We start from the raw sequence: 14255 nt of genomic DNA, 5'->3' as shown, positions 1-14255 counted from the left end.
GGTCAGCTCTCCTTCGCCTGGGCGGACAGGCGGGCCTCGGCCTGCCAGATGTCGATCTCGCCCTCGTACACCTTGGCCAGCACGTCATCGAGGTCGTCATCGACCGGCGCGGGAAGCTCGCCGGCGAGGAACTCCGCGAACTCCCGGAGATTCGGGTACTGGTAGATCTTCGTGGTGCTGACCGAGGTGCCGAACTCCTGGTTCACCGCACGCACCCACTCCACACCCACCACCGAGTCCAACCCCAACTCCGTGAAGTTACGACCCGCGTCGATCTCCTCCACCTCGACGAACAACTCCCGAGCCAGACTCACCCGCAACGCGTCCACCAGGCCGTCGACCGTGGGGCCGGCGGGGACGGAGTCGGCCGTCGGCCGCACCACCGCGTCAGGGCGCTCGGCCAGCGCCGACGCGCTCGCCGGCCGCTGCTCCACGGCCGGGGTGGCCACCGACAGCTCGCCGGCCAGGAAGTCGGCGAACTCCTTGAGCGTGGGGTACTGGTAGATCTTCGTGGTGCTCACCGAGGAGCCGAACTCCTGGTTCACCGCACGCACCCACTCCACACCCACCACCGAGTCCAACCCCAACTCCGTGAAGTTACGACCCGCGTCGATCTCCTCCACCTCGACGAACAACTCCCGGGCCAGACTCACCCGCAACGCGTCCAGCAGGTCGTCGGTCACGTGCCCTGCGGGGGCGGCAGCCGCCGCCGGCCGCGCGACCGGCTCGGGTGTGGTCGCGGGGGCTGGTGGTGGTGACACAGGGGCGGGGGCCGCGACCGGCTGCGCCGTACGCGGCGGCGTCGTCGCGGTGGGTGTCGCCGTCGCGAGTTCGCCGGCCAGGAAACCGGCGAACGCCGCCACGTTCGGGTACTGGTAGATCTTCGTGGTGCTCACCGACGTGCCGAACTCCTGGTTCACCGCACGCACCCACTCCACACCCACCACCGAGTCCAACCCCAACTCCGTGAAGCTGCGGTCGGCGTCGATCTCGTCCACCTCGACGAACAGTTCGCGGGCCAGGCTCGCCCGGAGCGCGTCCACCAGGCCCTCCGCCGCGTCGGCGGCGGGTGTGGGCCGGGCAGCGGTGGTCGGCTCGGGGGCCGGCGTGGCGGCCGGTGCGGGCGCCGGCTCGACCCGTGGCGGGGCCACCGGCGCGGGCGTCGGGGCAGGCGCCGGGGTGGGTGCCGCGGCCGGGGCCGCCTGGGTCAGCGGCCGCAGGGTGACGCGCTGCCGCGCCACGGGAGCGAGCTGGGCCGTACGCGCCATGTCGGCGGCCATCTCATCCACCGGGCGCAGGCGTACCGCGCCGCCCTGTCCGGCGTCCGCGATTCCCCGCGCCGGCACCGGCAGCACGCCGGGGACGACCGGCCGGGGGCTGGTCACCGGCTGGGGTGCGGGGGCCGGGCGGGGAGTGCTCGCCGCTAGCCGCGGGCTGGCGGCCGGGGCGGGCTCGGGAGCCGGGCTGGGCTCGGGAGTCGGACGCTGGGTCGGCCGGGCGGCGGGTGCCGCCGGCGTGACAGGTGACGCGGACTCCACGGACGCCGCCGGCGCCGCCGCGGCCTCGGCCGCCATCCGTGCCCGGTGGCCGCCGACCCACAGGTGCCGGGCGGCGAAGGGCTGGGTGGGCAGGCTGACGTGGGCGGGCCGCTGGTCGAACAGGTCCTGGAGGCGCGGGTCGTAACCCTGGCAGTAGAAGTCGGCGAGCGCCAGCAGGAGTTCCTGGTACCGGGCCGGGTCGTGGTGGCTGTTCGCCGCCTCGTCGGTCATGTCCTGCACGACCGTGGTGACGGCCGCGTTCGGGGTGAACTCCCGTGGCACGGCGCCCCGGTAGACCTTGCGCGGCTTGTCACCCTGCGCGGCCTGGCGCAGCAGGCGTACCGCGTCGTCACGGTCGTGGACCACCACGGCGCACCGGTGCGCGAAGTGGTGCCGGCCCGTGGTCAGGGTGTGGCTGACCGACGCCAGGTAGCCGAGGCCGGCCTCGGGGCGTGCCGCCAGGTGGTCGGCCAGGTCCGTGAGCGCCTGGGCCAGCGCCTCGGCGGTCTTGGCCGAGAGCGGCAGCAGGTACGCGGGGGCGGTCGGCTGGGCCTCCACGGCCGCCTCGTCCTCGCGGGCCGTGCCGTGCGCCTCCAGGATGACGTGGGCGTTGGTGCCGCTGAACCCGAAGGCGCTCACCCCACCACGGCGGGGCGTGCCGTCGGGGCGCGCGGGCCAGGGGCGCGGGGCGCGGTTGACGAAGAAGGGGCTGTCCTCCCAGCGGATGTAGTCGCTCAGCTCCTCGCAGTGGATGCTCGGCGGGATCACCTCCTGCTTCATCGCCCAGGCCAGGGCCATCACGCTGACCAGCCCCGAGGCGGCCTGGGTGTGACCGATGTTCGGCTTGGTCGACGTCAGCGCGCAGAAGCCGGTGCGCTCCGTCTCGCCGCGGAACGCCTCCGCCAGCGCGTTGATCTCGATCGGGTCGCCGAGTCGGGTGCCGGTGCCGTGCGTGACCAGGTACTCGACCGAGTCCGGCGAGACCTGGGTGCGCTCGTACGCCTCACGCAGCAGACGGGCCTGTGCCGCGCCGCTGGGCGCGGTGATGCCGTTGGTCTTGCCGTCGTAGTTGACGCCGCTGCCCAGCACGGTGGCGTAGATCCGCTGGCCGTCCGCCTCGGCCGCCGGCTGCTTGCGCAGTACGAGGACCGCGACGGCCTCGCCGGGCACCATGCCGTCGGCCCGCCGGTCGAACGCCCGGCACACGCCCGCCTCGGAGAGCATCCCGGCCCGCGCCATCGCGTCGTAGGTGCCCGGGAAGGCGAGGATGTTGGCGCCGGCGACGATGGCGGTGTCGCAGTCCCCGTACCGCAGGCTCAGGCACGCCTCGTGCAGCGCCACCAGACCCGACGAGCACGAGGTGTTGATGGCCAGGCTCGGGCCCGACAGGTTCAGGAAGTACGCCAGGCGCGAGGCGAGGATGGAGGTGGCGTTGGAGGTGACGCTGCCGTCCTCGCCGGTGAGGAAGACGTAGTCCGCCTCCTCGACGCCGACGAACACGCCCACCTTCTCGCGGTTCAGCCGCTCGGGGCCGTAGCCCGCGTCCTCCAGGGCCTTCCACATCTCCTGGAGCAGCAGTCGCTGGCGCGGGTCCATGTTCTCCGCCTCGCGCGGCGAGATCTCGAAGAACAGCGGGTCGAACTCCGCGACGCCGGGGATCGCGCCCATCCGGCGCTCCGTGCCCCAGCCCGGGCGGTCGGCGGGCACCGGGCCGACGACCGAACGGCCCTCGGTCAGGAGCTCCCACAGCTCGTCCACCGTGCGCGCGCCGGGGAACCGGCCGCTCATGCCGACGATCGCCACCGGCTCCGGGCCCGTGTCACCGGGGAGGCCGGCACCGGCGCCCTGGCGTACGACGCGTCCGGAGACCGCCCGGCGACGCTTGACCTTCTTGGTCACCGCGCGCCTGACGACCGCCGCGCTGCCGCTGCGGCCCTCCCGGTAGAACGCCTCCAGCGTCTCGGTGTGCGCCTCCATGAGGTGGCTGGCGAGGCCGTCGAGGGTGGGGTAGCTGAAGAACACGTCGGGGGTCAGCTCGATGCCGAGCCGCTCGGCGAGCACACCGGCGAACTCCACCAGGCTGATCGAGTCGAACCCGTAGTCCTGCAGGTTGGCCGACCCGTCCAGCTTGTCGAGCGGCAGCTTGAGCAACTGCGACACGGCGTCGCCCAGCTCCCACTCCAGGCACTGGGCCACCGACCAGCCGATCATCTCGGCCCGCCGCCCCGGCCCCGCGGGCACCTCGTCGGTGTCGGCCGTCGCGGGCTCCTCGACCTCCTCCACGACCTCCTCGTACTCGTCGACCTCCTCCGGCGCGCCGGCCCCGTCGGTCGCCACGGCCCGGGCGAGCGCGCGGCGGGCCAGGCTCTCGTCGGACGGCCAGTACAGCTCCCTGGCGAAGGGGTGGTGGGGCAGGCTGATACGGATCGGCGCCTGGTCGAAGAGACCGTCGAAGCTGAGGTCGTAACCCTGGCAGTAGAAGTCGGCCATGGCCAGCAGGAGTTCCTGGTAGCGGCCGTGGTCCTGGCGGCTGCGGGGTGCCTCGGCGACCAGGTCGCCCACCAGGCTGTTCGGGGTGAAGTCCCGGGTGACGGTGCCCCGGTAGACCTTGCGCGGCCGCTCACCCTGGGCCGCCTGGCGCAGCAGGCGCACCGCGTCCTCGCGGTCCTGGACCACCACGGCACACCGGTGCGCGAAGTGGTGCCGACCCGCCATCAGGGTGTGACTGACCGACGCCAGATAACCCGCGCCCACCTCGGGCCGTGCGTCCAGGTGGTCCGCCAACTCGCCGAGCAGTTCCGTCAGCGCCTCGGGGGTCTTGGCCGAGATCGGCAGCAGGTACGAGGAGCCGGCGGGCTGGCCGTCCAGGGTGGCCTGGTCGGTGCGGGCCGTGCCGTGGGCTTCGAGCACGACGTGGGCGTTGGTGCCGCTGAACCCGAAGGCGCTCACCCCACCACGGCGGGGCGTGCCGTCAGACGGCTCGGGCCAGGGGCGCGGGGAGCGGTTGACGAAGAACGGGCTGTCCTCCCAACGGATGTAGTCGCTCAACTCCTCGCAGTGGATGCTCGGCGGAATCACCTCCTGCTTCATCGACCACGCCAACGCCATCACACTCACCAGACCCGAAGCGGCCTGGGTGTGACCGATGTTCGGCTTCGTCGACGTCAACGCACAGAAACCAGTCCGCTCCGAACCACCACGGAACGCCTCCGCCAACGCGTTGATCTCAATCGGATCACCAAGCCGCGTACCCGTGCCATGCGTGACCAGGTACTCCACCGAATCGGCGGCCACCCCAGCCCGCTCGTGCACATCCCTGAGCAACCGCACCTGCGCCGCACCACTGGGCGCCGTGATCCCGTTCGTCCTACCGTCGTAGTTCACACCACTGCCCAGCACCGTGGCGTAGATCCGCTGACCCTCCGCCTGAGCGGCAGGCTGCTTGCGCAGTACGAGCACCGCGACAGCCTCACCCGGCACCATGCCATCAGCCCGCCGGTCGAACGCCCGGCACACGCCTTCCTCGGAGAGCATCCCGGCCCGCGCCATGACGTCGTAGGTGCCGGGGTAGGACAGGATGTTGGCACCGGCGACGATGGCGGTGTCGCAGTCCCCGTACCGCAGGCTCAGGCACGCCTCGTGCAGCGCCACCAGACCCGACGAGCACGAGGTGTTGATGGCCAGGCTCGGGCCCGACAGGTTCAGGAAGTACGCCAGGCGCGAGGCCAGGATCGAGGTGGCGTGAGCCGTGACGCTGCCGTCCTCACCGGTGAGGAAGACGTAGTCACCCTCCTCGACGCCGACGAAGACACCCACCTTCTCGCGGCCGAGTTGCTCGGGGCCGTAGCCGGCGTCCTCCAGGGCCTTCCACATCTCCTGGAGCAGCAGTCGCTGCCGCGGGTCCATGTTCTCCGCCTCGCGCGGCGAGATCTCAAAGAACAGCGGATCGAACTCCGCCACCCCGGGGATGGCCCCAAGACGCCGCTCCGTACCCCAGTCCGGCCGGCGATCGGCGGGCACCTCACCCACCACCGACCGACCATCGGCCAGGATCTGCCACAACTCCTCGACCGAACGCGCCCCCGGGAACCGACCACTCATCCCGACGATCGCCACCGGCTCGGCGGACTCGGCGGTGGCGCTGGTCCCCCGGCGCAGCACGCGGCCGGTCTTCGCACGGCGGCGGGCGCCGCGTGCCGCCGTGGCGGGCTTGGTCGCCGTGCTCGCCGGGCGCTTGACGACCGCCGTCCCGGCGGTGCTGCCGCCCTCGCGGTACAGCGCCTCCATCGCGTCGGCGTACGCCGCGAGGAGGTGGCCGCTCAGCGCCTCCAGGGTGGGGTAGCTGAAGAACACGTCGGGGGTCAGGTCGACGCCGAGCCGTTCGCCGAGCACGCCGGCGAACTCCACCAGGCTGATCGAGTCGAACCCGTAGTCCTGCAGGTTGACGCCGTCCTCCAGGCGGTCGGCCGGCACCTTGAGGACGAGGCTGATGACGTCCTTGAGTTCCCACTCCAGGCACTGGGCCACCGACCAGCCGGCCATCTCGGCCCGCCGCCCGGGCCCCGCCGCCACCTCGACGGCCTCGGCCACCGCGGCGCTCGGCTCGACCGTCTCGGAGACCTGCTCCTCGGCGGCGTCGGTGCCGTACGCGAGGCCGCGCACGCGCAGCAGCACGGTGCCGTCGGCGGCGCACACGGTGGCGTCCAGCTCGTCCGTGCCGTGTTCGACCACCGCCCAGGCGGGGGCCGGGGCGGTGGTGGGCGCGAAGACCACCTCGCGGGCCGTGTGGGCCTGTGCGCCGGCCGGCAGGCACGCCTCCAGCGCGTGCACGAGCGCCAGGGCCGCGCCGTCCGCCCCGGCGGGGGCGGCCAACTCGATCACCGGCTGGTCCAGGGCGTTCCGGTCGACGCGCTCGACGGCGTCCGTCTCGGTCACCGTGCCAGCGGCGACGATCCGCGCGCGGCCCTCGCCGGCCACCAGCTCCTCGTCGGGGGTCTCGCCCTGGTCGGCGTAGACCGTCCACTCGATGGAGCCGCCCGACGTGGGCAGCAGCGAGAGGTGGACGGTGAGCACGTCGCCGGCCGGCGCGAGGGCGCCGTGCCAGGTGACGTCGGTCAGCCGCACCGCGTGCGTGTCCCGCTCGACACCCGGGCTGGCCAGCAGCAGCGCCGCGCGGGCCATCTCCAACTGGGCGGCCGGCGTCGGCGCCGTCGGCAGCTGCGAGGTGAAGCGCTGGCGGGTCAGGTCCGAGGTGTTCTCGTGGACGAGCGGGTGCAGGCGGGCGAGGCCGCCGCCGGCCCGGGTCGGCTGCCGGTCGCCGCCCGGCAGCCAGTACGTCTCCTCGGCGAACGGGTAGGTGGGCAGGCTGACGCGGCCCGGGGTGCGCCCGGCCGCTCCGTGCAGCCCGCGCCAGTCGACGTCCAGGCCTGTGACCCAGGAGGCGACCAGGGACTCCAGCGGGGTCTGGCCGTCGCCGCCCACCGCGGTGGCGCTCTCGGTGCCGCCCGGCCGGGCCTGGCCGGTGACGACGTCATCGGCCGCGCCGGTGCCGTCCAGGTAGGCGGCCAACTTGCGGTCCGCCGTGGCCAGGTCCTGGGCCAGGAAGCCGAGCCGGTGGGGCATCGCCTCGCGGCCCACCTGGAGGGTGTGGGCGATGGCGGGCAGGTCGGCGTCCACGTACCGCCCGCCGCGCAGCGCCGCGCGCAGCCGCTCTGCGCTGACGCGCAGCCGCTCCTCGGTCTTGGCCGACAGCACGAGGGCCACCGGCTCGGTGGGCTCGCCGCGCGTCGGGGCGGTGGCGGACGGCCGGTACTCCTCGATGACCAGGTGGGCGTTGGAGCCGCCCGCGCCGAAGGACGACAGCCCGGCGATACGGGGGAACTCGCGCGCCACCCCGTCGATCTCCACGACCGGCGGGCGCCACTCGGCCACGGTCCGCTGCACGGTGAACGGCGTGTCGTCGAAGTCGATGAACGGGTTGAGCACGTCGGAGTGGAGCGAGGGCACGAGCGTGCCGTGTCGCATCTGGAGCAGGACCTTGGTGAGTCCGGCGATGCCGGCGGCGGCCTCGGCGTGGCCGATGTTGGACTTCACCGAGCCGATGGCGCACGCGCCGCGCTCCCCCACGCCGTCGAACGCCTGGCTCAGGCCCCGGATCTCGATCGGGTCGCCCAGCTTCGTCCCGGTGCCGTGCGCCTCGACGTAACTGACGGCGCGCGGGTCGATCCCGGCCTGCCGCAGGGCGGCGCCGATGACGTTGCCCTGGGCGCCGGGGTTGGGAACGGTGTAGCCGTTGGTCCGGCCGCCGTGGTTAAGGGCGGTGCCCCGGATCACGCCGTAGATGTGGTCGCCGTCGCGCACCGCCCGCTCCAGCGGCTTGAGCAGGACGGCGCCCACCCCCTCGGCCGGCACGTAGCCGTCACCCTCGTCACCGAAGGACTCGCAACGGCCGTTGCTGGAGGCGAACTTGCCCTGCGACAGGAGCAGGAACTTGTTCGGGTGCAGGGAGAGGTTGACGCCGCCCGCGAGGGCCACGTCGCTCTCGCCGCGCCGGATGCTCTCGCAGGCCAGGCTGATGGCGGTCAGCGAGGAGGAGCACATGGTGTCCACGGCCAGCGACGGGCCGTGGAAGTTCAGGTGGTACGAGACCCGGTTGGCCATCGAGGCGAAGTTGCCGCCGGTGGCGATCGGCGCGCCGGCGAGCTGCCGTTCCAGGCCGAAGAACTGGTAGTCGGAGGTCATGACGCCGACGAAGACGCCCGCCCGGCGCACGCCGTCCGTGCCGTCCGTGCCGTCGAGGTCGCGCGGGGTGTACCCGGCGTCCTGGATCGCGGCGTACGTGGCCTGGAGGAACAGCCGTTCCTGCGGGTCCATCAGCTCGGCCTCGCGGGGTGCGATGCCGAAGAACAGCGGGTCGAACTGGTCGACGCCGTCCAGGAAGCCGCCCCACCGGCAGTAGACGCCCTGCTGCTCGTGGGCCTGGTGGTCCCAGCGGTCGGCGGGGACCTCGGTGACGCTGTCCCGGCCGGCGCGCAGGTTGTCCCAGAAGGTGTCCAGGTCGGGTGCCTGCGGGTACCGGCCGGCCAGGCCGATGACGGCGATGTCGGGCGAGCCGGACGGCCTCGTGGCCGCCGCGTCCGCCGCCGCGCCGACAGTGGCGGGCAGGAAGCGGGAGCGGCCCCGGCGGCGCGCGACGGCCCGCGGCCGGTCGGTCGCGGCCGGTTCGGCGACCGGCGCGGCGGCGGTGGCCGGGGTGGCGGAGGCCGGGGCGGTGGGTCCGGCCAACCGCGCCACCGCGGCGGGGTGCGAGTCCAGCAGGTACTGCCCCAGCTCCGCCAGCGTCTGGTACTCAAAGAACAGCGTCTTCGGCAGCTTGCCGAAGTCGCCCTCAAGCACGTCGGTGAGGGCCATGACGCTGATCGAGTCGATGCCGTACTCGCTCAGCGGGGCCTCGGGGTCGATGGTCCCGGCGTCGAGCTTCAGCTCCCGGGTGACGACGTCCGTCAGGTACGTGACGACGCGCGAGCCGTCGGGCGCGGGGCCGGCCGCCTGCTCCCGCCGCTCGCCGCCGGCGGGGGTCGAGCGGGCGGTGAGCCGGTCGATGGCGGTCGTCAGTCGCCGCTGGTCGCGGGCGGTCAGGGCGAGGGCCTGCGCGGCCTCGCCGCGCAGCGCCCGGTAGAACGCGGCGATGCCGGCCTCGCGGGGCATGGGCACCAGGCCGCTACGGGCCTCGAGTTGGGCGACGACCTGGTCGTCCACGCCCATGCCACCGTCCTGCCACAACGCCCAGTCGATGGTGAGCGTCCGGCCGCTGCGCAGACCGGCCCGCACCTGCTCGGCGCGGTGGGCCGCGAAGTGGTCCATGAAGGCGTTGCCGAGGGCGTAGTCCGCCTGGCCGGGGTTGCCGACACTGCCGGACGTGGAGCCGAAGCAGACCAGGAAGTCCAGGTCGAGCCCGGCGGTGGCGGCGTCGAGCGCCACCAGGCCGGTGACCTTCGGGGCCAGTACCTCGCGGACGTCGGCGAGTTCCTTGCGGATGAGGTAGCCGTCGCGCAGCACGCCCGCGCAGTGCAGGACGCCGTGCAGTCCGCGTCCGCCCGAGGTGAGGTCCGCGACGGTCGCGGCGACGGCGGCGGGGTCGGTGACGTCGAGCCTGCGGTACGACGCCGTGGCGCCCAGCTCGGCGAGGCGCGCGAGGGCCGCGTCGACGCGGTCGCCGGGCGCGGAGCGGCCGGTGAGGGTGATGGTCGCGCCGGGGGCGCGGCGGGCGATCTCCTCGGCGAAGAGCAGTCCGAGTCCGCCGGCGCCGCCGGTGATCAGGTAACCGCCGTCCGCGCGCCAGGGCTGCTCCGCGGTGGCGTCCGTGGCCTCGGGCAGCGGGCGCCACTCGGGCACGAGGCGGCGCTCGTCGGTGTACCGGACCTCGGGGTCGAGGTGCGGGCCGGCCGCCTCGGCGTCGATGCGGGCGAGGTTCGCGGGCGCGTCGTACGGGCCGGGCAGGGCGATGAGTTGGGTGCTCAGCCTGGGGTTCTCCAGGTGCGCGGTCTTCAGCAGCCCGGAGAGTCCGCCGTACACGTGCGCGTCGGCGCCCTGCGGTACGACGACCTGGAGCAGCACGTCCCGCGCCGGTCGGCCGGCCAGGACCTCGCGTACCTCGGTGAACAGTTGCTCGGCGAGCGCGGTGAAGCGCTGGGCGGCGTCGTCGCCGGTGGCGGTGAGCACGCTGACGCTCACGTCGGGGCCGAACGCGTCCGGGGCGGGTGCCGGGCTCGGGTCGCACAGCAGCAGGTGGCGCCGGGCCCAGGTGAGGGGCGCGCCGGCCTCGGCCTTGGGGCGGCTGGTCCAGGTGGCCTCCCAGACGCCGGTCGCCGGCGCGGCCGATGCCTGGTCGGGCATGTCGCGACTGCTGAGGCTGGTGGTGAAGCCCCGGAGGCGGGCGCGGACCTGCCCGGCGTCGTCGCACAGGTCGATGTCGTAGCGGGTCACCCAGGAGCCGGCCGACGGCAGACGGCGGACCACGGCCCAGGCCGGGGTGCCGGCCGGGGCGTAGATCTCCGCCTCGTCGAGGGCGACCGGCAGGTGGGCCGTCGTGCCCTCGACGGCCATGAATCCGGCGGTGGCCTGGAAGGCGCCGTCGAGGAGGCCGGGGTGCAGGACGTAGGCGTCGTCCGCCTCGGGCAGGGCGAGGCGGGCGACCACCAGGTCGGCGCCGAGGCCGAGTTCGGTGATGGTGCGGTGGGTGGGCCCGTAGCGGAGCTGGGCGGTAGCGAAGAGGTCGTAGCACTCGTCGCCGCTCAGGGTGCGGGTGCAGGCGGCGCGGAGGGCCGGCACGTCGATGACGGGCGCGGGCTCGGCCTGGGCGGGCGGTACGAGGACGGCGTCGCCCTGGCAGTGGATGTCGCCGTCGTCTTCGCCGGAGAAGATCTCGAAGCCGATGTCGCCGTTCGGTTCCGGGATGAGGGCGAGTTCGCCGGTCACCGGCGTCGCGTCCACGGCCAGCGGGCGCAGCCAGCGCAGGTTGACCAGGTGCATCCGGACGGCGTCGGCGTCGGCCCCGCGGGTCGCCTGCTGGACGGCCTCGCGGGCCATCTCCAGGTACGCCGCCGCCGGCAGGATCTTGTGGTCCTGGACGACGTGGTCGGTGAGGAAGGGCTCCGCGCCGGTGAACAGGGAGGTGTAGCGCTGTTCGGTCAGGTTGGAGGTGTTCTCGTGGACCAGCGGGTGCAGCCGCCCTACCGCCGCCACGGCGGCGGGACCGTCCGGGACCCAGCACTCCTGCCGCGCGAAGGGGTAGGTGGGCAGGCTGACGCGGGCGGGCGGCTGGTCGAACAGGTCCTGCAGGCGCGGGTCGTAACCCTGGCAGTACAGGTCGGCCATGGCCAGCAGGAGTTCCTGGTAGCGGCCGTGGTCCTGGCGGCTGCGGGGTGCCTCGGCGACCAGGTCGCCCACCAGGCTGTTCGGGGTGAAGTCCCGGGTGACAGTGCCCCGGTAGACCTTGCGCGGCTTGTCACCCTGGGCCGCCTGACGGAGCAGGCGCACCGCGTCCTCACGGTCCTGGACCACCACGGCACACCGATGCGCGAAGTGGTGCCGCCCCGCCATCAGGGTGTGACTGACCGACGCCAGATAACCCGCGCCCACCTCCGGGCGCGCCTCCAGGTGGTCCGCCAGCTCACCGAGCGCCCGGGACAGGGCCTCGGCGGTCTTGGCCGACAGGGGCAACAGGAAGGCGCTGGCGGCGGGTTGGCCGTCGATGGTGGCCTGCTCGGCGCGGGCGGAACCGTGCGCCTCCAGGATGACGTGGGCGTTGGTGCCGCTCATGCCGAAGGCGCTCACGCCACCACGGCGCGGCCGGTCGCCCTCCTGCGGCCAGGGGCGCGGGGAGCGGTTGACGAAGAACGGGCTGTCCTCCCAGCGGATGTAGTCGCTCAACTCCTCGCAATGAATGCTCGGCGGAATCACCTCCTGCTTCATCGCCCACGCCAACGCCATCACACTCACCAGACCCGAAGCGGCCTGGGTGTGACCGATGTTCGGCTTCGTCGACGTCAACGCACAGAAACCGGTCCGCTCCGAACCACCACGGAACGCCTCCGCCAACGCGTTGATCTCAATCGGGTCACCGAGTCGGGTGCCCGTGCCGTGCGTGACCAGGTACTCCACCGAATCGGCGGCCACCCCAGCCCGCTCGTGCACATCCCTGAGCAACCGCACCTGCGCCGCACCACTGGGCGCCGTGATCCCGTTCGTCCTACCGTCGTAGTTCACACCACTACCGAGCACCGTGGCGTAGATCCGCTGACCCTCCGCCTCCGCCGCAGGCTGCTTCCGCAACACCAGCACCGCGACAGCCTCACCCGGCACCATCCCGTCAGCCCGCCGGTCGAACGCCCGGCACACACCCTCCGGGGACAACATGCCCGCCTGTGCCATCGCGTCGTAGCTGGCGGGGTCGGCCAGCACGTTCACGCCGGCGACGATGGCGGTGTCGCAGTCGCCGTACCGCAGGCTCAGGCACGCCTCGTGCAGCGCCACCAGACCGGAGGAGCAGGCGGTGTTGATGGCCATGCTGGGGCCGGAGAGGTTGAGGAAGTAGGCCAGGCGCGAGGCCAGGATGGCGTTGCTGTTGGAGGTGACGCCGATGCCGCCGGTGAGCAGGTCGCGGTAGTCACCCTCCTCGACGCCGACGAACACACCCACCTTCTCGCGGCCGAGCTGCTCGGAGCCGTAACCCGCGTCCTCCAGGGCCCGCCACATCTCCTGGAGCAGCAGCCGCTGCCGCGGGTCCATCAGCTCCGCCTCGCGCGGCGAGATCTCAAAGAACAGCGGATCGAACTCCGCCACCCCCGGAATCGCGCCAAGACGCCGCTCCGTACCCCAGTCCGGACGACGATCGGCGGGCACCTCACCCACCACCGACCGACCATCGGCCAGGATCTCCCACAACTCCTCGACCGAACGCGCCCCCGGGAACCGACCACTCATCCCCACGATCGCCACCGGCTCGGCGGACTCGGCGGTGGCGCCGCCGGCCGGGGTGGCCGGGGCGCTCATCCGCAGCCGTCGGCGGCGGGGCTCGGGCCGTGCGCGGTCGGCGCGCGGGGTGGCGCCCGGGGCCGGGCGTGGTGTCGCGGTCGCGGTGGCGGCACTCGGCACGGTACGGGTGACGGTGCGGGCCTCTTGGTAGTGCCCCGCGAGGAGTTCGGCGTGCGCTTCGAGGAGGTGGCCGGCGAGGCCGTCGAGGGTGGGGTGGCTGAAGAACACGTCGGGGGTCAGCTCGATGCCGAGCCGTTCGCCGAGCACGCCGGCGAACTCCACCAGGCTGATCGAGTCGAACCCGTAGTCCTGCAGGTTGGCCGACCCGTCCAGCTTGTCGAGCGGCAGTTTGAGCAGGTGGAAGACGACGTCCCCGAGCTCCCACTCCAGGCACTGGGCCACCGACCAGCCGGCCATCTCGGCCCGCCGCCCGGGCCCCGCCGCCACCTCCCGCACGGTCTCCGTGACCCGCTGCTCGGCCCCGGCCGGGGCGCTCTCGGCGGGCGCGGCCTCCACCTGCTGCTCGTCGGCCGAGACGCGCAGCCCGCGGAAGCGGACCAGGCTGGTCCCGCGTCGGTCCACCAGGTCGACGGAGAGGGTGGCCTCCCGCTCCGACGGGCCCGTGGCGATGTCCACGGCGCCCCACACGGCCTGGCGGGAGGCGTCGGCGTAGGTCACCTCGTCGGCGCCGAGCAGCCAGACCTCACCCTCGCCCCAGCCCGCCTCGCGGGCGACGGCGGCGAGGCAGGCGGCGAGTTGCCCGGGCACGACCACGGCGTTGCCGCGCCCGCCGGAGGCGGCGCCCGGCTCGCCGAGGTCCACGCGCAGCGACCCGGGCCGGCCGGCCCCGTACGCGTCCACGTCCACGTGCTCGGGGGCGGCGTCGTGCAGGACGGTCACGGTCCCGGTGCTGCCGGTGGACTCGCCGGCGTCGGCGAACACCGCCCAGTCGTCGGCGGCGCCGCTGGCCCCCGGGTGCAGGTCCACGTGCACCTGCTGGCCGGGGCCGACGACGACCGGCCCGTGCCAGGCCACCTGGGTCAGCCGGACGACCGCTCCCGCGTCCCCGCGCTCCTCGGCGGCGAGGGTGGCGGCGGCCCGCACCATCTCAAGCTGAGCGGCCTCGGGCAGCACCTTGACACGCGAGGCGTCCATACCGTCAAACATGGGGATCGATTCCTC

Annotated in this window: 1 protein-coding gene; it reads right to left on the bottom strand. The window is 73.5% G+C overall.

Going from position 1 to position 14255, the window contains the following annotated elements; genetic code table 11:
* Positions 1-2 precede the first annotated feature (2 nt).
* Positions 3-14228, bottom strand: coding sequence for an SDR family NAD(P)-dependent oxidoreductase (locus OYE22_RS30130; protein WP_277323347.1), 14226 nt, complete (start codon positions 14226-14228; stop codon positions 3-5).
* Between the last annotated feature and the right edge of the window lie 27 nt (positions 14229-14255).

Source organism: Streptomyces sp. 71268 (assembly GCF_029392895.1).
Taxonomy (GTDB): Bacteria; Actinomycetota; Actinomycetes; order Streptomycetales; family Streptomycetaceae; genus Streptomyces.
The sequence above is the reverse complement of the archived record's forward strand: the minus strand, read 5'-3'. Positions and strand labels throughout refer to the sequence as shown.